Source organism: Acidovorax facilis (assembly GCF_050626955.1).
Lineage (GTDB): Bacteria > Pseudomonadota > Gammaproteobacteria > Burkholderiales > Burkholderiaceae_C > Acidovorax > Acidovorax facilis.
This window is the reverse complement of the sequence record NZ_CP192460.1, coordinates 1438160-1459572: the sequence shown is the minus strand read 5'-3', so window position 1 is coordinate 1459572 and position 21413 is coordinate 1438160. Positions and strand designations below refer to the sequence as shown.

19 protein-coding genes are annotated in these 21413 nt (G+C 63.1%); 1 reads left to right on the top strand and 18 read right to left on the bottom strand.

Annotated elements, in window-relative coordinates; genetic code table 11:
• Positions 1-96: 96 nt before the first annotated feature.
• From ACQ4MJ_RS06665 to ACQ4MJ_RS06580, 18 genes are all read right to left on the bottom strand, one after another.
• Entirely contained in the window at positions 97-1002 is a 906-nt protein-coding gene (locus ACQ4MJ_RS06665; protein ID WP_431149488.1) for an SDR family oxidoreductase, read from the bottom strand.
• 152 nt (positions 1003-1154) lie between these two features.
• On the bottom strand, positions 1155-2087 hold the full coding sequence (locus ACQ4MJ_RS06660) for a glutathione S-transferase family protein (RefSeq protein ID WP_431149489.1): 933 nt from the start codon (positions 2085-2087) through the stop codon (positions 1155-1157).
• A 30-nt stretch (positions 2088-2117) separates the two neighbouring features.
• Positions 2118-3788, bottom strand: coding sequence for an isovaleryl-CoA dehydrogenase (locus ACQ4MJ_RS06655; RefSeq protein WP_431149490.1), 1671 nt, complete (start codon positions 3786-3788; stop codon positions 2118-2120).
• A 9-nt stretch (positions 3789-3797) separates the two neighbouring features.
• Entirely contained in the window at positions 3798-4262 is a 465-nt protein-coding gene (locus ACQ4MJ_RS06650) for a GNAT family N-acetyltransferase (protein ID WP_431149491.1), read from the bottom strand.
• Positions 4262-5278, bottom strand: coding sequence for an NADP-dependent oxidoreductase (locus ACQ4MJ_RS06645; protein ID WP_176886187.1), 1017 nt, complete (start codon positions 5276-5278; stop codon positions 4262-4264). Before ACQ4MJ_RS06645 ends, ACQ4MJ_RS06650 begins: the two co-directional genes overlap by 1 nt.
• 95 nt (positions 5279-5373) lie before the next feature.
• Positions 5374-5805, bottom strand: coding sequence for a PaaI family thioesterase (locus ACQ4MJ_RS06640; RefSeq protein ID WP_055394013.1), 432 nt, complete (start codon positions 5803-5805; stop codon positions 5374-5376).
• Between the two features lie 152 nt (positions 5806-5957).
• Positions 5958-6749, bottom strand: a complete 792-nt coding sequence (locus ACQ4MJ_RS06635) for an SDR family oxidoreductase (protein WP_055394014.1) — start codon at positions 6747-6749, stop codon at positions 5958-5960.
• 387 nt (positions 6750-7136) lie between these two features.
• On the bottom strand, positions 7137-7346 hold the full coding sequence (locus ACQ4MJ_RS06630) for a hypothetical protein (RefSeq protein ID WP_431149492.1): 210 nt from the start codon (positions 7344-7346) through the stop codon (positions 7137-7139).
• A complete protein-coding gene (locus ACQ4MJ_RS06625) occupies positions 7346-9199 on the bottom strand; it encodes an acyl-CoA dehydrogenase (RefSeq protein WP_431149493.1) in 1854 nt (617 codons plus the stop codon). Before ACQ4MJ_RS06625 ends, ACQ4MJ_RS06630 begins: the two co-directional genes overlap by 1 nt.
• A 55-nt stretch (positions 9200-9254) precedes the next feature.
• Positions 9255-9737 (bottom strand): hypothetical protein, encoded by a 483-nt coding sequence (locus ACQ4MJ_RS06620; protein WP_431149495.1) that lies wholly within the window; start codon positions 9735-9737, stop codon positions 9255-9257.
• Between the two features lie 353 nt (positions 9738-10090).
• Positions 10091-11266 (bottom strand): acetyl-CoA C-acyltransferase, encoded by a 1176-nt coding sequence (locus ACQ4MJ_RS06615; RefSeq protein WP_055394022.1) that lies wholly within the window; start codon positions 11264-11266, stop codon positions 10091-10093.
• A 40-nt stretch (positions 11267-11306) separates the two neighbouring features.
• Positions 11307-13406 (bottom strand): 3-hydroxyacyl-CoA dehydrogenase NAD-binding domain-containing protein, encoded by a 2100-nt coding sequence (locus tag ACQ4MJ_RS06610; RefSeq protein ID WP_431149496.1) that lies wholly within the window; start codon positions 13404-13406, stop codon positions 11307-11309.
• A gap of 190 nt (positions 13407-13596) precedes the next feature.
• Positions 13597-14292 carry an ABC transporter ATP-binding protein gene (locus tag ACQ4MJ_RS06605; protein WP_121420373.1) on the bottom strand — a complete coding sequence of 232 codons (696 nt, stop codon included), beginning with the start codon at positions 14290-14292 and terminating at the stop codon, positions 13597-13599.
• 1 nt (position 14293) lies between these two features.
• Positions 14294-15088, bottom strand: coding sequence for an ABC transporter ATP-binding protein (locus ACQ4MJ_RS06600; RefSeq protein WP_055394028.1), 795 nt, complete (start codon positions 15086-15088; stop codon positions 14294-14296).
• A 2-nt stretch (positions 15089-15090) separates the two neighbouring features.
• Entirely contained in the window at positions 15091-16419 is a 1329-nt protein-coding gene (locus tag ACQ4MJ_RS06595; protein ID WP_121420374.1) for a branched-chain amino acid ABC transporter permease, read from the bottom strand.
• A 4-nt stretch (positions 16420-16423) separates the two neighbouring features.
• Positions 16424-17377 carry a branched-chain amino acid ABC transporter permease gene (locus ACQ4MJ_RS06590; protein WP_055394032.1) on the bottom strand — a complete coding sequence of 318 codons (954 nt, stop codon included), beginning with the start codon at positions 17375-17377 and terminating at the stop codon, positions 16424-16426.
• Positions 17378-17445: 68 nt separating this feature from the next.
• Complete coding sequence (locus ACQ4MJ_RS06585) at positions 17446-18678, bottom strand: branched-chain amino acid ABC transporter substrate-binding protein (RefSeq protein WP_055394034.1); 1233 nt, start codon at positions 18676-18678, stop codon at positions 17446-17448.
• Positions 18679-18865: 187 nt separating this feature from the next.
• Positions 18866-20509, bottom strand: coding sequence for a 3-(methylthio)propionyl-CoA ligase (locus tag ACQ4MJ_RS06580; RefSeq protein ID WP_121420375.1), 1644 nt, complete (start codon positions 20507-20509; stop codon positions 18866-18868).
• Between the two features lie 216 nt (positions 20510-20725).
• Here ACQ4MJ_RS06580 and ACQ4MJ_RS06575 point away from each other — a divergent pair, with 216 nt between their 5' ends.
• Positions 20726-21412 carry a Crp/Fnr family transcriptional regulator gene (locus ACQ4MJ_RS06575; RefSeq protein WP_121420376.1) on the top strand — a complete coding sequence of 229 codons (687 nt, stop codon included), beginning with the start codon at positions 20726-20728 and terminating at the stop codon, positions 21410-21412.
• Position 21413: the final 1 nt, after the last annotated feature.

The following is a 21413-nucleotide window of genomic DNA, read 5'->3' as shown; positions in this document are numbered from 1 at the left end:
GCTCACTACTCTTTTTATAGCTACCAGCGCTTACTGGATAAGCGCTAGAGGCTAATTTTTCTCATATTTTCGGCACCAAAGCATGCGCGTGCGCCATCAATCGGCCCGCAGCGCCGCGCGCAGTTGCGCGCCCAGCTCGGGCTTGGCGGCAAACGGGTCGGTGGGGTTGCGGCCCATCATCACGTCTTCCATGCGCGTCTGCACCGAGGCCAGTGCCTTGGGGTGGCTGTAGATGTAGAACTGGCCTTGAGCCGCTGCGTCGAACACTTTTTGCGCTACCTCGGCGGCGGTCACCTTGCCGCTGCCCACGGCCTTGTCGCTCATGGCCTGGCCGATGAGCTGGCTCTTGGTGGGCTTTTCGGCAGGCAGGTCGCCGGGGCGGTTGCGGTGGCTTTGGTTGATGCCGGTGGGCACAAAGAAGGGGCACAGCACGCTGGCGCCGATCTGGTCAGTGACCAGCGACAAATCCTGGTACAGCGTTTCCGACAGACTGACCACTGCGTGCTTGCTCACGTTGTAGATGCCCATGTTGGGCGCCGCCAGCAGGCCCGCCATGCTGGCGGTGTTGATGATGTGGCCGCGCCAGGCCGGGTCGGCCTTGGCCGCTGCCAGCATCATGGGCGTGAACAGGCGCACACCGTGCACCACGCCCCAGAGGTTCACGCCCAGCACCCATTCCCAGTCCTTGACGGAGTTCTCCCACACCAGCCCGCCCGCGCCCACGCCCGCGTTGTTGAACACCAGGTGCGGCGCACCAAAGCGCTGCTGCACATCGGCGGCCAGTTGTTCCATCTGCGCGGCGTTCGATACATCCACCTTGCGGGCCAGCACTTGACTGCCTGCGGCCTGCATCTCGGCAGCGGCGGCGTCCAGCGCGTCCTGCTGCACATCCACCAGCACCAGGTTCATGCCGAGGCGGGCACCAATGCGCGCGCATTCCAGGCCAAAGCCCGAGCCTGCGCCGGTGAGGACGGCGGTTTTGCCGGAAAAGTTGTCGATCATGGTTTTTGTCTCCTTGAGTCCGTAACAATTTAGAGCGTTGGGTTGAAACTGGCGGGGCCCACGCCGGGGACGCCGAGCAAGGGCCGCCCCGCAGCGAGGGCGTCGTCCCCCTTCCCGGCGAAGCCGAGAGAAGGGGGAAGCGGCGCAGCCGCTCAGGGGGTTGCTCTTAAAACATACCCAATGCGCGGGAAGTGCACATGCACCGTACCCGCGCGCGGGTCGGTACGCCGCAGCGTGTAGCGGGTGCGGGTGGCAGCAATCAGCTCGCCCTCGGTGGGCTCCGTGCCAAAGCTCTCGGCGGAAATCGTGACCTGGCTGCCCAGCGGGATGCCGTGTTCGTCCTGGAACACGTCGTCCATCAGGGGCAAAGGGTCCATGCCCGCAGCCACCGTGATGGCGTCCTGAGCGCTGAACTTTTCCATACGACCATGGCCCAGCGCTGCGATGCGGTCCATCCACTCCAGCACGGCGGGGGTGGCGGCAAAGATGTCGGCCATCACCGGCACACACTGGCGCGTGAACCACAGCGGGTGGTAGGCGGCAAAGTCGGCCAGACAGGGCTCGGCACCGAACAGGAAGTCGTGCTCCTCGGCCATGTGGGCGATGCGGCGCAGGTACGAGCGGTAGGCAGCCGTCGCGTCGGCCGGTCGCAGGCGCTGCATGCCCGCGCTCATCTCGCGGCGGTCTTCGCCAAACACTTGTGCGGCGGCAGGCGGCAAGTTGGCAAACAGCACCGCAGCGCCTTTGGGCTGCAGGTTGTAGGCCATGGCGGCCCAGAACAGCGTGCTATCCGCCCACTGTGCAAACACACGCGCCACGCCCTTGAGGTGCGGCGGGTACAGCACCGGCTCGGGCTGTTCATGCTCCAGCACGTCGCAGATGAGGGCCGAATCGCAATAGATGTCGGCACCGATCTGCAAGAACGGCGTCTTGCGGTAACCCCCCGTGAGCGCCACCACATCGGGCTTGGGCATGACGCTGGGGATGATCACGGACTTCCAGGCCAGCTGCTTGAAGCCGAGCACCGCGCGGATCTTTTCGGAGAACGGCGACGAGGGGTAGTGGTGCAGGATGAGGTGGGACATGGGGTTCTCCGCAAAATTCTGTAGGGTGAATCAGGCCGGGAGCGCACGGGCCAGGATGGCGTCAAGGTTTACACCCGCGCCCAGCGTGCCAAAGCTGTAGCCCCAGTCGCCGGAGAGGCGCGAGTCGCAAAACGCGCGGAACACGGCGCCGGGCGCACTGCGCAGCAGCAGGGCCGCCTGCACGGCCAGCGCCACATCCTGCGCGAGGCGCCGGGCCTCGGCCTCGGTGGTCATGGCGTCCACGCGCAGGGGCAGTGCGCCGGCCAGACGGTCCAGCGCCGGATGGGCGCCGCGTGCGGGTGCCAGTTCGGCGTCCAGAGCGGCAGCGGTGTCGGCGCGGCGCACGGCGCGCATCAAATCCAGCGCCATGATGTTTCCCGCGCCTTCCCAGATGGAGTTGAGCGGCATCTCGCGGTAGATGCGGGCCATCACGCCTTCGCCGCCCTCTTCCACATAGCCGTTGCCGCCCAGGCATTCCATGGCCTCCTGCGCAAACACGCTGCCGCGCTTGCACACCCAGAACTTGGCCACGGGTGTGAGCAGGCGGGCCATGATGGCCTCGTGCTCGCTCTTGTCTTTGTGGTCAAAGGCGCTCGCAAGCCTTATGGAGAGAGCGGTAGCCGCTTCACTTTCCAGCGCCAGATCGGCGAGCACGTTGCGCATGAGTGGCTGGTCGATGAGCTTCTTGCCAAAGGCCGAGCGCTGGCGCGTGTGGTGCAGCGCAATGCTGAGCGCCTGCCGCATGAGGCCGCTGGTGCCCAGCGCGCAGTCAAGCCGCGTCATGGTGCCCATCTCCAGGATCTGCGCCACACCCCGGCCCTCTTCGCCCACGCGCCAGGCCATCGCGCCGATGAACTCGACCTCGGAGCTGGCATTCGCGTGGTTGCCCAGCTTGTCTTTCAGGCGCTGGATACGAATGGTGTTGACCGCACCTTCGCCACCATCAGGCAACACACGCGGCAAGAAGAAGCAGGTGAGCCCGCCGGGTGCCTGCGCCAGGATCAGGAACGCATCGCACATGGGGGCCGAGAAGAACCATTTGTGGCCGGTGATGCGGTAGCGCGCGCCCCAGGCGTCTTCACCATCGTGCACAGCCTGTGTGGTGTTGGCGCGCACGTCCGATCCGCCCTGCTTCTCGGTCATGCCCATGCCCATGGTGAGCGCGGATTTCTGCGAGAACAGCGCGAGGCGCGGGTCGTACTGCGTGCTCGCCAAACCCTTGCTCCAATCCGCCCATACCGCTGAATTGCCTCGCAATGCCGGGGTCACGGCGTAGCTCATCGACACGGGGCACAGCACCGAGGGCTCGGCTTCGGTGAACAGCATGAAGCCTGCGGCCCGCTCGGTATGCGCGTGGCCCGTGTCCTGGCGCGACCACGGCGTGGCGTGCAGGCCGTGGCGCAGCGCAGTGCCGATGAGCGCGTGGTAGCTGGGGTGGAACTCCACCACATCGGTGCGATGGCCGAAGCGGTCGTGGGTGCGCAGTTGGGGTTTGTAGGTGTTGGCGAGCCGAGCATGGGTCTGCATTTCAGCCGATCCCATCTCCGCGCCCAGCGCCGCGAGGCCCGCCAGCGGCAGGCTGGGGGCATGCAGGCGCAGCGCGTCCTGCAAGGGCTGGTTGGCGGTGAAGAGGTTCACATCGGCCCAGGGCGTGCTCTGGTTGAACACCTCATGGGTGGCGGCAGGGCTGGCAGCGGTCATGGCGGCTCCTCAGGCAGTGGGGCTGTCACCCCGTCTCAGCATTTCGATGTGGGGGATATCGTCTTCCAGGTACTCATCGGACACGGCCTCAAAACCCAGGCTGCCGTAGAAGCCCTGCAGATGGGCCTGCGCGCTGATGCGGATGCCCCGCCCCGGCCATGCCTGGCTGCAGCGAGCGATGCCCTCGGCCATCAGCGCCCTGCCCGTGCCGTTGCCCCGCGCTTCCTTGGCGGTGACCACGCGGCCGATGGAGGGCTCGGGGTAGTTCACGCCCGGGTCCACCACGCGCAGGCAGGCCTGCGCCACCCCGGCCTCGTCGTAGCCCAGCAGGTGGTAGGACTGCTTGTCCGCCCCGTCCGGGTCCTGGTAAGGGCCCTGCTCCAGGATGAACACCTTGCAGCGCAGCGCCAGCGCATCGTGCAGGGCGTGCACGCCCAGGTCATCGAAGCGGGCCCAGGTCCACCTCAGCATCATCAGATCAGCTTCACCAGCTGTTTGCCGAAGTTCTTGCCCTTGAGCAAGCCCAGGAAAGCCTCGGGCGCGGCGGCAATGCCCTGCGCAATGGTCTCGCGTGGGCGCAGCTTGCCGGTGCCGACCAGCGTGCCCAGTTCCTTGAGCGCATCAGGCCAGACTTCCATGTGCTCGCTCACAATGAAGCCTTCGACTTTCATGCGGTTGATGAGCATGAGCGCGGGGTTGGCCATGGGCAGCGGCGCGCCGTCGTAGCCAGCGATCATCCCGCACAGGGCAATGCGGCTGAAGGCGTTCATGCGCAGCATGACGGCGTCCATGATCCAGCCGCCCACGTTTTCGAAGTAGCCATCGATGCCGTTGGGGCACGCTTCCTTCAGGGCTTTGGACATGGCCTTCACGTCGCTGTGTTCCTTGTAGTCGATGCAGGCGTCAAAGCCCAGCTCTTCCACTGCGTACTTGCACTTGTCGGCGCCACCGGCAATACCCACCGCACGGCAGCCGCGCGCCTTGGCCAGCGCGGCAAAGGCGCTGCCCACCGCGCCGGTAGCGGCACTTACCACCACGGTGTCGCCTTCCTTGGGCGCAATGATCTTGACCAGGCCGTACCAGGCGGTCACGCCAGGCATGCCCACGGCGCCCAGGTAGTGCGACAGCGGCACATGGGTCGTATCGACCTTGCGCAGCGCGCCGGGCTGGTCGGCATTGACCACGCTGTATTCCTGCCAGCCGCCCATGCCCACCACCTTGTCGCCCACGGCGTACTTGGGATGCTTGCTCTCGGCCACTTCACCCACGGTGCCACCGATCATGACTTCGCCCAGCGCCTGCGATGCGGCGTAGCTCTTGCTCTCGTTCATGCGGCCACGCATATAGGGGTCCAGGCTCAGAAAGTGGTGGCGCACCAGCACCTCGCCGTCCTTGAGCGCGGGCGTGTCGGTGGCCACCAGCTTGAAGTTGCTGGCCACGGCTTCGCCTTGGGGGCGGTTGTCGAGAACGATTTGTTGGTTGCGTGGCATGAGAGGCTCCTTCAGAATGTCTATCACTATGAATTCAATAGCTGCTAGCGCTTATGGATAAAACGCTAGAGGCCAATTTGACTTAAAAATCTGACTCAATCGGTGGAAATGACCTTGAGGTCATTCACATTGCGCCCATCGACTGGCAGGCGCCGCACGTACTTGAACGTGCCGGTGGCATGGCAACACACCTTGCCCTGTGCGTCATACACCGTGCCTTCGGTAAAAGCCATGGTGGCCGTGCGGTGAATGAGCCGCCCCTTGGCCACCAGCGGCCCGCGTGCGGGCTGCATGAAGCTGGTCTTCATCTCAATGGTGACCACGCCCATGTCGGGCGTGTCGCTGCGCGCCGCCGTGGCCATGGTCACGTCCAGCAGCGTCATCGACGCACCGCCGTGGGTCACGGCAAACGAGTTCAAGTGCTCGGGCTGGGCTTCGTAATGCAGCTCAGACTCGCCGCCTTCCATACGCTGCAGCGTAAAGCCCAGGTGGTGGACAAAGGGAATTTCGACGCCGAAACTTTTCAAGGGATTTCCTCAGTACACGAACTCAAAAACTGGCGCGGCCCAGACCAGGGCAGCCGAGCAAGGGCCGCCCCGCGGCGAGGGCTGCGTCCTCCTTCCCGGCGAAGCCGAGAGAAGGGGAAAGGCGCACAGCGCCTCAGGAGGATGTACCGAATTCACCCTCCCGTGACAATACTCACGCCCCCGTCCACCGCCAGCCATTGGCCGGTGATGTGCTTGCCCGCATCCGACGCGTACAACGCGCACAGGCCCTTCAGATCTTCATCATCGCCGAGACGGCCCAGCGGGGCGTGGGCGGCCAGCGCTTCCTCGCCCATGGCCTTGAGCGTACCCACCGTCATTTTGCTCGGGAAGAAACCCGGGCAGATGGCGTTGACGCGGATGTTGTACGCGCCCCATTCAGCGGCCAGTGCCCGTGTGAAGTTGATCACCGCGCCCTTGGAGGTGTTGTAAGCAATGGTGTTCATGCCCTTGGGGTTGCCGCCCAAGCCTGCGATGGACGCTACGTTGATGATGCTGCCGCTGCGGCGCGCGATCATGCTGTGCTTGGCGATGTGCTGACTCAGGATGAAGTAACCGCGCACGTTGAGGTTCATCACCTTGTCCCACGCGTCCACGGGATGGTCTTCGGCAGGGGCCCCCCAGGCTGCGCCTGCGTTATTGACGAGGATGTCCACATGGCCCAGGCGCTCCAGGGTCTCGTCGGCCAGGCGCCGGATGTCGTCTTCCTTGGCGCAATCAGCGGCGATCCACCGTGCATCGATGCCCGCAGCCTGCAGGTCGGCGGCGGCTTCTTCCAGGTCAGACGCCTTGCGCGAGCTGAGCATGATCTTGGCACCCGCTTCGCCCAGCGCGTGGGCCAGTTGCAGCCCCAGGCCGCGCGAGCCGCCGGTGACCAGTGCGGTCTTGCCGGTGAGGTCAAACAGTTGTTGGATGGTACGGGTCATGCTGAAAGTCTCCTTCGGTTTTGGATGGATCTGTCGTTGGGTGTTTGCCCCACGCGCCCGAGGATTGTGCGATGCAATGCGGGCGCTTTGTGTCGCGGGGGTGTCGGGCGTTCAGCTAGGAGCCTGTTCAAAATTTTTCTGGAGCCGCACAAGTGCCTTGCCGGGATGGGATGCAAGGCGCAGTGCGCCGCCGATAGCCCGTGCTATCGGCAAGCGCCGCAACGCCGTAGACCGCCCGGCAAGGCACTTGCCCGAAGGGTTGGAGTGAAATCGGGCGATTGGACGCCCCGGCTGCTTGCATGGGCATGAGCCCATGCGGCGCATCCGAAGCATCCACTCATCCCGATTGCACTCCAATGCGGTCTCCAAAAAGACTTTGAACAGGCTCTAAGGGCCGGGGTCGGTGTGCAACCGGGCCCGCACCGCGATCAGCACCACACCCACCACGGCCAGCACCCCGCCGCCCACGATGAGGCTCCAGCCCAGAGCCTCATCGGTGCGGGCGGTGGCGATGCCCAGTATCAGCGTGAGCAACCCGCCGTAAATCAGCAGCCAGATGAGCTTGTGCAGGCGTTGCAGGGTTAGTTGCGCCGCCATCAAAACGCCTCTTCAGGGAAGGCCGCGCAGGTGGCATCGCGCGTGCTCACCACCTGCAGCCAGGCACCGATCTTGGGCAACTCGTAGTGGAAGAAAAAGCGCATGCCGCCCATGCGCCCCACGCTCGCGGGCTGGGCCAGATCGGCATCCCGGGCCAGCGTGGCCAGGGCCACGTCCAGCCACACCCAGGCCAGCACCATGTGGCCAAAGGCCTGCATGTAGGGCACGGCATTGGCCAGCGCATCGGCAGGCTGGCCCGTGGCCCAGGCGGCCTTGGTGGCGGCGCCCACGTCCTGCAGCGCCTTGCCCAGCGCGTTGGCATGTGCCGCCAGCGCGGGCACCTGGATCGCACGCTCGATGGTGGCATTGATGCGCCCGGCCAGCAGTTGCAGGCCGCGGCCGCCTTCCATCAGCACCTTGCGGCCCAGCAGGTCCATGGCCTGGATGCCGTGCGTGCCTTCGTGGATCATGTTCAGGCGGTTGTCGCGCCAGTATTGCTCCACCGGGAAGTCGCGGGTGTAGCCATAGCCACCATGGATCTGGATGGCCAATGAGTTGGCCTCCAGGCAGAACTCGCTGGGCCAGCTCTTGGCAATGGGGGTGAGCACCTCCAGCAGCAGGCGGGCTTCGTCGGCCGTCGCCGCGTCGCCCGTGTGCTGCTCGTCCACCAGCTTGGCGCAAAACAGGTTGAGCGCGAGCGCCCCTTCGCCATACGACTTCTGGGCCAGCAGCATGCGCTTGACGTCGGCGTGTTCGATGATGCGCACCTGGGGCTGGGCGGCGTCCTTGACCACGGCAGCGGCGCCATCCTTGGGTCCCTGCACCGGGCGTCCTTGGGGCCGGTTCTTGGCGTAGTCCAGGCTGGCGTAATAGCCCGCCAGCCCCAGCATGGTGGCGGCCATGCCGATGCCGATGCGCGCCTCGTTCATCATGTGGAACATGCAGTGCAGGCCCTTGCCGGGCTGGCCCACCAGGTAGCCCACGGCCCCGGCCTTGCCCTCAACCGGGAACTTGCCTTCACCGAAATTAAGCAGCGTGTTGGTGGTACCGCGCCAGCCCAGCTTGTGGTTGAGGCCCGCCAGCGCCACGTCGTTGCGCACGCCGGTGAGCTTGCCTTCAGTGTCCACCAGTTTCTTGGGCACGATGAACAACGAGATGCCCTTGGTGCCCGGCACCAGCTTGCCGTCCGGCCCCGGGATCTTGGCCAGCACCAGGTGCACGATGTTTTCGGTCAGCTCATGGTCGCCCGAGCTGATCCACATCTTGTTGCCCGTGAGGCGATACCTTGCGCCCAATGGGTCGGCCTCGAAGCCATCGCCATCAGGCACTGCGCGCGTGGCCACATCCGACAGCGAGGAGCCCGCCTGCGGCTCGGACAGACACATGGTGCCCGACCAACGCCCGTTGAATTCATTGAGTGCAAACACCTGCTTTTGCGCCTCGGTGCCATGCACCATGAGCAGGTTGGCGTTGCCCGAAGTCAGCAGGTTCGAGCCGATGCTGATGGATGCCACCGCAAAGAAGCTGTTGGCGGCCGCCTCGACGGCATAGGGCAGCTGCATGCCGCCGACCTCGTAGTCCTGCGCGGCCGACAACAGGCCGGATTCCGCATAGGCCTTGCGCGCCTCGTAGGTCGCCTGGGGCAGGATGACCTTTTCACCGTCGAAGTGCGGCTCCTCGATGTCTACGGTGCGGTTGAAGGGCGCGTACTTCTCGCGAGCGATGCGCTCGCAGGTGTCGAGCACCGCATCGAAGGTTTCGCGCGAGTGGTCTGCAAATCGTGTGCGTGCCGTGAGGGACCGGGCATCGATCCAGTCATACAGCAGAAAGTCGAGCGTGGAACGCAGGGTCATCAGAAGGTCTCCTTGTGGCTGCGTGCATGCCCGATCTCCAATGGCCTGATAGGGCTCAGCGTGCAGGCAGCACGATGTTCTTGAAACACCAGTAGTCCATGTCCGAATCGGGCTTGGGCTGGCAATTGGCTTCTCCGAGCTGCAGGCGTGTGGCACCTGCAGGCAGTGGCGGGAAAGTGATCTTGACGAGCTTGTTGCGGCCGGGCTTGACCACGTCCATCTTCACGTTGCAGAAAGACAGGCCTCCAATCGACAGCTGCTGCAGCACGGTGCCGGTGCCCAGGTCCTTGAGCGTGAACGCATCGGGCGAGCCAGTGGGTTGTGCACAGGCCTCGAACGATTCATCGGTGGTGTTCTTGACGGCAAGCGTCACCCGCGTATGTTTGGAGTCCACCACGATGTCCTGCAAAACCACGTCGGAGTCCGACTCCAGCGGCAGCTGGAGCTTGTAGATCTGGCTCTGGGCATGGGCACCGCATGCAACGGCAAGGGCCGAGAGGGCGACACAGTGGCGAAAGGAAGGAAGCAGACAACGCATGGGAGGTACCGGGTTCGGGATGGAGAAAGGAGACAGGTTCAGTGCCACAGGCAAGCCGGTGGTCGCGCGGATTCTGCCCGCGCCAACCGCGCCGAGGGGCGCATCATGCCCCGGCAAAGCAACAATTTGTAGCCAGCGCCTCTTCACCCCCTCGGCCCTGCTCGGCCCTGGTGTCTTCCTCTCATCCCCTTCTACCGGTAGTTCAGGCATCCATCTGAAATTTGCTGTGCGGAGAGCCAACGCATGTGGTCCGCCCATGGGCCCCACCACCGCTGCTTGCGCCACCCACAAAGGGGCAAGCGCACAGCGAACCCGTGAACGTGTCGCCTGTTGCGCAGCCCCCAAGCCAAGTTTTACAGCACTTCGAAAATGCCGGCAGCGCCCATGCCGCCACCAATGCACATCGTCACGCACACCTTCTTCGCACCACGGCGCTTGCCTTCGATAAGCGCGTGGCCCGTGAGGCGCTGGCCCGACACACCGTAGGGGTGGCCCACGGCAATCGCGCCGCCGTTCACGTTCAGGCGGTCGGCCGGAATGCCCAGCTTGTCGCGGCAGTACAGCACCTGCACGGCAAAGGCTTCGTTCAGCTCCCACAGGTCGATGTCCTGCACCGTGAGGCCCAGCTTTTTCAGCACCTTGGGCACGGCAAACACAGGGCCGATGCCCATTTCGTCGGGCTCGCAACCTGCCACCGCAAAGCCGAGGAAGCGGCCCAGGGGCTTGAGGCCCTTCTTGCTGGCGTACTCTTCGCTGGTCACCACGCAGGCGCCAGCGCCGTCGGAGAACTGGCTGGCGTTGCCGGCAGAGATCAAACCGCCAGGCAGCGCCGAGCGCAGGCCGCTGATGGCTTCTACCGTCGTGCCTTCGCGTGTGCCTTCATCCTTGCTCACGGTGACCTGCTTGGTGATCAGGCCCAGCGTTTTGTCGGCCACACCGGCGGTCACGGTGATGGGGGCGATTTCTGCGTCGAACAAGCCAGCGGCCTGCGCTGCGCAAGCCTTCTGCTGGCTGGCGGCACCGTATTCGTCCATGGCTTCGCGGCCGATGTTGTAGCGCTTGGCCACTTGCTCGGCGGTCTGCAGCATGCTCCAGTAGATCTCGGGCTTTTGCTTGGCCAGGGCCAGGTCCTGGATCATGTGCAGATTCATCTCCTGCTGCACGCAGGAGATGCTTTCGACACCACCGGCCACGAACACATCGGCTTCGCCAGCGATGATGCGCTGGGCGGCCATGGCAATGGTCTGCAGTCCAGAGGAGCAGAAGCGGTTGACCGTGACACCGGAAGCGGTGATGGGCAGGCCGGCCTTCAGGGCGATCTGGCGCGCGATGTTGCTGCCGGTGGCACCTTCGGGTGTGGCGCAACCCATGATGACGTCGTCCACGTCAGCGCCGTCGATGCCGGCGCGCAACACGGCGTGCTGCACGGCATGGCCGCCCAGGGTGGCGCCATGCGTCATGTTGAAAGAACCCTTCCAGCTCTTGGCGAGCGGCGTGCGGGCGGTGGAAACAATCACTGCGGAGGTCATGTGAATTCCTTTGATTCTGTAGATGGGTGCACGCGGCTATTTACTGGAAGGCCTTGCCTTCGGCGGCCAGCTTGGCTAGCAGCGGAGCGGGCTTCCAGAACGCTGCGTCATCCAGCGGGTTCTTGGCAAAACGGTCCATGGCCTGCACCACGTTGAACAGACCCACTTCGCTGGCGTAGTGCATGGGGCCGCCACGGTGGATGGGGAAACCGTAGCCGGTCAGGTACACCATATCGATGTCGCCGGACTTGCTGGCGATGCCGTCTTCCAGGATGTGCGCGCCTTCGTTGACCAGGGCGAACACCAGGCGCTGCACGATTTCTTCGTCCGAAATCTTGCGCGGCGTGATGCCCAGCTCCTTGCGGTGGTCTTCGATCATCTTGTTGACCAGGTCGCTCGGGATCGCGTCGCGCTTGCCGGCCTGGTAGTCGTACCAGCCTGCGCCGGTCTTCTGGCCGAAGCGGCCCAGTTCACACAGCTTGTCGGCCGTGCGGCTGTACTTCATGTCGGCACGTTCGACGGAACGGCGCTTGCGGATGGCCCAGCCAATGTCGTTGCCCGCCAGGTCGCCCATGCGGAACGGACCCATGGCAAAGCCAAACTTTTCGATGGCCTTGTCCACCTGCTGGGGCGTGCAGCCTTCGTCCAGCAGGAAGCCAGCCTGGCGGCTGTACTGCTCGATCATGCGGTTGCCGATGAAACCATCGCACACGCCCGAGACCACCGAGGTCTTCTTGATCTTCTTGCCAATCGCCATCACCGTGGCCAGCACGTCTTTGGCGGTCTCCTTGCCACGCACCACTTCCAGCAGCTTCATCACGTTGGCAGGGCTGAAGAAGTGCATGCCCACCACGTCCTGCGGACGCTTGGTAAACGCTGCGATCTTGTCCACGTCGAGCGTGGAGGTGTTGGACGCCAGAATGGCGCCAGGCTTGGCCACAGCGTCGAGCTGCTTGAACACGGCTTCCTTGACGCCCATTTCTTCGAACACGGCTTCGATGATGAGGTCGCAGTCCTTGAGATCGTCGTAGTCGAGCGTGGTACTCAGCAGGGCCATGCGCTGCTCGTACTTGTCCTGCTTGAGCTTGCCCTTCTTGACCTGGGCTTCGTAGTTCTTCTTGATCGTGGCCACGCCACGGTCCAGGGCTTCCTGCTTCATTTCCAGGATCTTGACGGGGATACCTGCGTTCAGGAAGTTCATGGAAATGCCGCCGCCCATGGTGCCCGCACCAATCACACCCACCAGCTTGATGTCGCGCTTGGGGGTGTCGGATGCGACATCAGGGATCTTGCTCGCCGCACGCTCGGCCATAAACAGGTGGCGCAGTGCGCGCGACTCGGGCGTCCACATCAGGTTGATGAAGATCTCGCGCTCGACCAGCATGCCTTCTGCGAACTTCTTCTTGGTGGCGGCTTCAACCGCGTCCACGCACTTGGCGGGTGCGGGGAAGTTCTTGGCCATGCCCTTGACCATGTTGCGCGCGAACTGGAAGTACGCGTCGCCTTCGGGGTGCTTGCAGGGGAAGTTGCGCACCAGGGGCAGCGGACGGGCATCCGCCACGCTCTGGGCAAATGCCAGTGCTTCAGCCGCCAACGATTCGGCCGACGCGGCCATCTTGTCAAACAGCTTCTGGCCGGGCACGGCGCCGATCATTTCGCTCTTGACGGGCTCGCCGCTCACGATGAGGTTGAGCGCGGCTTCGACGCCAATCACGCGGGGCAGGCGCTGCGTACCTCCTGCGCCAGGGATCAGGCCCAGCTTGACTTCAGGCAGTGCAATCGAGCAGCCAGGCGCTGCAATGCGGTAGTGGCAACCCAGGGCCAGCTCCAGCCCGCCGCCCATGGCAACGCTGTGCATGGCAGCCACGACGGGCTTGGCCGAGTTTTCAATGGCGGCAATCACCGACAGCAGGTTGGGTTCTTGCAGTGACTTGTCGGTGCCGAACTCCTTGATGTCGGCGCCGCCAGAGAACGCACCACCGGCACCGGTGATCACGATGGACGTGACCGCTGCATCGGCATTGGCACGGCCAAGGCCTTCGACGATGCCCTGGCGGGTCGATAACCCAAGTCCGTTGACGGGAGGGTTGGCCATGGTGATCACGGCAACGGAGCCGTGGACTTTGTATTCAGCGGTCATGGTGCTGTTGTTCCTTGGAAAGTGAAAAAGAACGATCGTGCGTTTTTATTGTAGAGACTTCAAACCCATTTGGCGTGTCAATTTGTCCCGGGCGGGACAAGGGGGTTTGCAGTGCAACATTTGGTAGAGCAAAAAAAGAGGCGCCTTCAGCTATCGGGCGCCTCTTTTAGCCATGGTTCTTCAAAAATCGTCAGACTTCAAGCCATTCCTTGCGGATGTAGTTGTCGGCCCGCAGGCTGTCCGGCGTGCCCTGGAACACGATCGAGCCATGCCCCATGACCAGCGCGCGGTCCGAGATCTTCATGGCGATGGTCAGCTTCTGCTCGATCAGCAGCACCGAGATACCCCGCGCCTTGATGGTCTGCAGGTACTGCCCCACCAGCTCGACAATCTTGGGGGCCAGGCCTTCGGTGGGCTCGTCGATGATGATCAGGTCGGGGTCGCCCATCAGCGTGCGGCATAGCGTAAGCATCTGCTGCTCGCCGCCCGACATCACGCCCGCCTCGGTGTGCTGGCGCTCCTTGAGGCGCGGGAACATCTCGTACATGTCGTCAAACGACCAGCGGCTACCCTTGCCTTTGCCTTTCTGGCCCAGCAGCAAGTTCTGGTGCACGGTGAGGTTGGGGAACACATCGCGGCTTTCGGGCACGTAGCCCACCCCCAGGTGGGCGATCTCGTAAGCCTTCTTGCCGTTGAGGTCCTGCCCCTTCCAGTTCAGCGTGCCCTCCCAGTCCACCAGGCCCATGATGGCCTTGGCGGTGGTGGAACGGCCCGAGCCGTTACGCCCCAGCAGGGCCACGATTTCACCGGGTTGTACGTCGAAGGTCACGCCATGCAGCACATGGCTCTTGCCGTAATAGGCGTGGAGATTTTCGATTTTCAGCATGTCAATGTCCCGCCCCTTGCTCATCCGCAACGACAGAGCCCAGATAGGCCTCCTGCACGCGCTGGTTGGCGCGCACCTTGTCGGGCGTGTCATAGGCAATGACCTCGCCATAGACCACCACAGCAATCTTGTCCGCCAGGCCAAAGACCACGCCCATGTCATGCTCCACCGTCAGCAGCGTGCGACCTTCGGTCACTTCCTTGATGAGGTGGATGAAGCGCGTGGTCTCGGTCTTGCTCATGCCGGCCGTGGGCTCGTCGAGCAGGATCACGTTGGCACCACCCGCGATGGTGATGCCGATCTCCAGGGCGCGCTGCTCGGCATAGGTCAGGTTCATCGCCAGCGTGTCGCGCTTCTTGTCGAGCTTGATCATTTCCATGAGCTGCTTGGCGCGCTCATTGGCATCGTGCAGATTCGACAGGAAGCGCAGGAAGGTGTACTTGTAGCCCATGCTCCAGAGCACACCGCAGCGCAGATTCTCGAACACCGAGAGCTTGGGAAAGATGTTCGTGATCTGGAAGCTGCGCGACAGCCCCTTGCGGTTGATCTCATACGGCGCCAGCCCGTTGATGCGCTGGCCATTGAGGATCACATCCCCGCTTGTGGGCGCAAAACGCCCACTGATGAGGTTGAACAGCGTGGACTTGCCCGCGCCATTGGGGCCGATGATGGCCACGCGTTCGCCCGAGGCCACGGACAGGTTCACGCCACGGATAATTTCCGTCTTGCCAAAGCTCTTGCGCAGGTCGCGCAGTTCCAGGGCATAGGTGGTGTTGGTTGGGTTGTCAGCTGCCATGTTTACAGCGCCTCCCCACGCTTGATTTCATGTTCGATCTCTTCCTGGATCGTGCTCCACTGCCGCAGGAACTGGCGGCGGCAGAGTTCAAAAAGTCCAAAGCCCGTGACCATCACGAAAATGGCGCCAAACCAGCTCGTAAAGCCTGCGGCATTGAGCGTGGCCCCCAGGAACGTCAGTTCTGGCCCCAGGGCCGCGTTGAGCTGCAGGTGGTAGGTCATCTCGATCATGCAGGCTGCGCCCATCACCCCCACCAGCGCTGTGCCGCCCAGCGCCAGGTAAGAACTCCAGAGCTGACGCAGCTTGCCGTACTTGGCCAGCCGCAGGTTCATCATGATCAGGCTGGCAATGCCTCCGGGCGCATACATCACCATGAACAGGAACACTAGGCCCAGATACAACAACCATGCCTTGGACAGCTCGGACAGCAACACCGACGCCAGGACCAACAGCACCGCGCCGATGATGGGGCCGAAGAAGAACGTTGCCCCGCCGAGGAAGGTAAACAGCAGGTAGCCTCCGGAGCGAATCACGCTCAGGCTGTCAGCTCCCGTGATGATCTCGAAGTTGATCGTGGCCAGCCCACCTCCGATGCCCGCAAAAAAGCCCGCGATGATGAACGCGAAGTAGCGCACACGCTGCGTGTTGTAGCCGATGAACTCGACGCGCTCGGGGTTGTCGCGCACAGCGTTCAGGATGCGGCCCAGCGGCGTGCCGGTGAATGCAAACATGGCGGCAGTGCAGACAAAACAGTACGCTGCAATCAGGTAGTACACCTGAATCGCAGGCCCGAAACTGATGCCAAAGAAGGCTTTGCCATACACCCGGTCCGTGGTGATGCCGCCTTCTCCGCCGAAGAACTCGGGGAACATCAGCGCCATGGAGGCCACCAGTTCGCCAATACCCAGCGTGATCATGGCGAAGGTGGTGCCCGACTTCTTGGTAGTGACAAAACCGAGCAGGATGGCAAAAAATGCCCCTGCCAGGCCGCCCACCAGTGGGATGAAAACCAGCGGAATGTGCACAGAGCCCTTGGTCGCCATGTTCATTGCATGAATGGCGATGAACGAACCCAGGCCCGTGTAGACCGCATGGCCAAAGCTCAGCATGCCCCCCTGCCCCAGCAGGATGTTGTAGGACAAGCAGATGATGATCAGGTAGCCGATCTGCGAGAGCATGGTCAGCGCCAGACTGCTGCGAAACAGCATGGGCGCCACGATGAGCATGACCGCGAACAACGTCCAGATGATGAGGCGCCCGACGTTCCAGGGCTTGAACCGGTAGTGCGACGTGGCGCTGGAAGCGACAGTAGTGGTTGTAGTGGAATTCATGGCATCAGTCCTCCCGCGTGCCCAGCAAGCCCTTGGGGCGGAAGATCAGGATCAGCACGAGGAACAGGTAAGGCAAGATGGGCGCGACCTGGGAAATCGTGAGCTTGAGCAAGGGGTAGCCGAAGGTCTGGTCAGTCACCGCCACGCCCACGGCCTTGAAGACATGGATCAGAGAGTAGTCCAGCGCCACGGCAAAGGTCTGCACCAGACCGATGAGCAGCGATGCCAGGAAGGCACCTGCCAGCGAGCCCATGCCACCCACCACCACCACGACAAAGATGATGGAACCCACGGAGGCCGCCATCGCAGGCTCGGTGACATAGGTGTTGCCACCGATCACCCCCGCCAGGCCGGCCAGCGCGGCACCACCGCCAAACACCAGCATGAAGACGCGCGGCACGTTGTGGCCCAACGCCTCGACCATCTCGGGGTACTTGAGGGCGGCCTGGATGACGAGACCGATGCGCGTGCGTGTGAGCAGCAGCCACACCGACACCAGCATCAGCAGGGCCACGAGCATCACAAACGAGCGCGACTTGGGAAATTGCGTGCCATAGAGCGAAAACAGCGGACCCTGCAATTGCTCGGGCAGGCCATAAGGCACGGTGGAACGGCCCCAGACCAGTTGCACCACTTCCAGAATGAGGTAGGACAGGCCGAACGTGACCAGCAGTTCGGGCACGTGGCCGAACTTGTGCACCCGGCGCAGGCAATAGCGCTCGAACGCGGCCCCCAGCGCAAACACGACAAGGGGTGCCAGCACCAGCGCTGGCCAGAAGCCCACCACCCCGGAGATGGTGAACGCGAAGTAGGCACCCAGCATGTAGAAGCTGGTGTGTGCAAAGTTGAGCACGCCCATCATGCTGAAGATCAGCGTGAGGCCGGAACTCAGCATGAACAGCAGGAGCCCGTAGCTCACGCCGTTCAGCAAAGAGATCACGAAAAACTCAGGATTCATTGGAATTTTTCACTGCAGGGGTAAAAAAAAGGCCCGAGTGGTCGGGCCTCGAAGCGATTGCGCAAGGCTTACGGGCGCTTCATCTGGCACGATGTGGGCGTGCTCGCCACATAGGGCTCGTAGTACTTCACAGGCACAAAGGTGTAACCCGTGTTTTCAGAGTCGATCGGGAACTTGCCGCCAGCCTTCTCCCACTTGGAGATGAACAGGCCCTGCTGCAGTTGGTGATCGGTCTTGCGCATCTCGACTTCGCCATTGAAGCTCTTGAACTTCATGCCCTCGAACGCAGCAGCCACCTTGACCGGATCGGTCGACTTGGCCTTGGTAAAACCTTCGGACAGCATCGTGAACGCGTGGTAAACCGCGCCCGTGTACATGTCGTCGTTGAACTTCTTCTTGTAGTCCACCACGATCTGGTTCAGCGGCCCGGGCAGGTTCATGTGGGCATAGGCCACCATGTAAACGCGCCCTGCTGCGGCCGACCCCATAGCGGTGGGGCTGCCAGTGACGGAGCCGTAGTAGGTGTAGAAGTTGACGTTGTTCAGGCCCGCGTCGTTAGCGGCTTTGATAAGCAGCGCCAGATCAGAACCCCAGTTGCCGGTGATCACGCTGTCGGCGCCCGACTGCTTGATCTTGGCAATGTAGGGAGAGAAATCACGCACCTGAGCCAGCGGGTGCAGATCGTCGCCGACGAACTGCACGTCAGGGCGCTTGCGCTGCATCATTTCCTTGGCGAACTTGGAGACCTGGTGGCCGTGCGAGTAGTTCTGGTTGATCAGGTAGACCTTCTTGACCTCGGGCATGTCCTTCATGTACGTGGTCAGGGCTTCCATCTTCATGGAGGTGTCAGCGTCCAAGCGGAAGTGCCAGTAGCTGCACTTGCTGTTGGTGAGGTCTGGGTCCACGGCAGCGTAGTTCAGGAACAGGACTTCCTTGCCAGGGTTGCGCGCGTTGTGCTTTTCCAGCGCATCCATGATCGCCAGTGCGGGGCCGGAACCGTTGCCCTGCACCACGTAGCGCGCACCCTGGTCCATGGCCGAGCGCAGGGCGCTGGTGGTTTCCTGGGGACTGAGTTTGTTGTCGATGCCGATGATTTCGAATTTGACGCCTGCCGGGTTCTTCTTGTTGAACTCTTCTGCGATGAACTGGAAGCTCTTGAGCTGGTTCGTTCCCACTGCCGCCATCAGGCCAGACAGGGGGTCGAGCCAGGCGATTTTCACCGTCTCGCCCTTTTGAGCGAAGGCCCCGCCAGCGCTTGCCAAGATTACCGAGGCTGCTACAGCCTTAATAGCGAACTTCATGCTTTTGTCTCCTTGTAAATCGACACAACGCAGCGTACCGCGTTGCAACAAAGCGATGCTCAGGGATTGCCCCTACCAGCGTCGCACACGTGACTGGCACAGCACTCCCCCGAGCGCGCACCAGCCTGGGGCAATGCAAAAAATGGCGTTCGCAAGCGATGCGCGCATGTGCACTGCCCCACCCTGATCACAGGCCTGGAAGCTTGTAATCCTTGAGCTGCTCACGCAGCTTGGTCTTGAGCATCTTGCCGGTGGCGCCCAATGGAATGGCATCAACGAACACCACGTCATCGGGGATCTGCCACTTGGCCGTCTTGCCTTCGTAGAAGGCCAGCAGCTCTTCGCGCGTCACCTCGGTGCCCGGCCGCTTGACCACGGCGACGATGGGGCGCTCGTCCCACTTGGGGTGGGGCATACCCACACAGGCCGCCATGGCAATTGCGGGGTGGGCCATCGCAATGTTCTCGATGTCGATGGAACTGATCCACTCGCCACCGGACTTGATCACATCCTTGCTGCGATCAGTGATCTGCATGAAGCCGTCGGCGTCGATGGTGGCCACATCGCCTGTGGGGAACCAGCCCCGGCCCTGCGCGTCTTTGACGAGTGGATTGCCGCCCTCGCCCTTGAAATAGCTGCCGACGATCCACGGCCCCTTGACCAGCAAATCCCCGTAGGTCTTGCCATCCCAAGGCAACTCGCTGCCGTCGCCCCCCACGATCTTCATGTCCACACCGTAGATCGCGCGCCCCTGCTTTTGCAGGATCTTCATCTGGTCATCCTTGGACATGGCCAGGTGCTTGTTCTTCAAGGTGCACAGCGTGCCCAGCGGGCTCATCTCGGTCATGCCCCAGGCGTGCAGCACCTCCACGCCGTAGTCTTCCTTGAAGGCATGGATCATGGCGGGCGGGCAGGCTGAGCCACCGATGACAGTGCGGCGCAGCGTGGAGAACTTCAGACCCGCGGGCTTCATGTGGCCCAGCATCATCTGCCACACGGTGGGCACGCCAGCTGCGTAGGTGACCTTCTCGCCTTCGATCAGTTCGTAAATCGACTTGCCATCCATGGCGGGACCAGGGAACACCAGCTTGCAACCCGTGAGGGCCGCTGAGTAAGGAATGCCCCAGGCATTGACGTGGAACATGGGCACCACCGGCAGCACGGAGTCGCGTGCGGAAAGGCACATCACATCAGGCAGCGCTGCCGCATAGGCATGCAGCGTGGTCGAACGGTGGCTGTACAGCGCGGCCTTGGGGTTGCCCGTGGTGCCGCTCGTGTAGCACATGCTCGACGCGGAGTTCTCGTCAAACTCGGGCCAGGCGTAGTCGGGCGACTGCGCACCGATCCAGGCTTCGTAACTGGTGAGGCCAGGGATGCCTGAATCCGCAGGCAGCTTGTCGGCATCACACAGCGCCACCCACTTCTTCACCGTGGGGCACCTGGCATGCACGGCCTGCACGAGGGGCAGAAAGGTCACATCAAAACACAGCACCTGATCTTCGGCATGGTTCATGATCCACGCAATCTGGTCGGGGTGCAGGCGCGGGTTCACGGTGTGCAGCACACGGCCCGAGCCGCTCACACCAAAGTACATCTCCATGTGGCGGTAGCCGTTCCAGGCCAGCGTGGCTACGCGGTCGCTGAACTGCAGCTTCATTTCATCCAGCGCATTGGCCAGGCGGCGTGCGCGGACAGCCAGGTCGCGGTAGGTGTAGCGATGGATGTCGCCCTCGACCCGGCGGGACACGATTTCGGCGTCGCCATGGTGGCGCTCGGCGAACTCGATCAGCGACGAAATCAGCAACGGTTGGCTCTGCATCAGGCCCAGCATGTGTGCTCCTTGGATGTTGTAGTGAAGGGAACGATCATCGTAGCGCGGGGGTTCTCATGGCGGTGTCGCCCAGGCAAGCGGCCCCGCCAGACCGACACCCCCAACAGGGGTTCAGTGTGCGCGTGTCCAGCGTGCCTGCCAACACCTGTCGTCCCGTTGACAAAGGGCAAGGGAATACCCTGAACGTACGGCTCCCGAACAACGACAATCACGCCCATGCTCAGCTCCGCGCCGTCCGCACAGCGATTCATCGAAGCCCAGCCCTGGTTTGCAGGTGTCCCCGTGGCCCTGCAGGAGAGGCTGCGCGACGAGGTGTCCGTGCAGCACGCCGACAAGGGCACAGTCATGATGCCGGCCGGCAGCGCAGTGCAAGGCTGGCATGCAGTGTTGTCAGGCTTGGTGATGCTGCAAAGCCCCGCCAGCCAGGGCCGCGCCTCGGCGTTCATCGGAGTACCCGATGGCGAGTGGTTTGGCGAAGGCTCAGCCATGAAACCCGAGCCCCGCCGGTACCACGTGGTGGCGCTGCGGCCCACCACGCTGCTGTGCCTGCCTCTGCCACTGTTTGTCACGCTGCGCGAGACCAGCCTGGGCTTCAACCAGTTTCTGGTGCAGCACCTGAACATGCGGCTGGGCCAGGCCATGACGATCATCGAGGCCGGGCGCACGCAATCCCCCGAACACCGCGTGGCGCTGTACCTGAGCCGCCTGTTCTGGCGCAGCACACGGCGGCTGAACCTCACGCAGGAAGAGCTCGGCCAACTGGTGGGCCTGTCACGCCAGACGGTGAACAAGGTACTGCGTGTGCTGGAAGGCCGGGGCATCGTGTCGCTGGACTTCGGCCGTGTGGCTATCGTGGACGACGAGGCGCTGAACGCATACCTCGCCGCCACTGCGGCACGCTGAC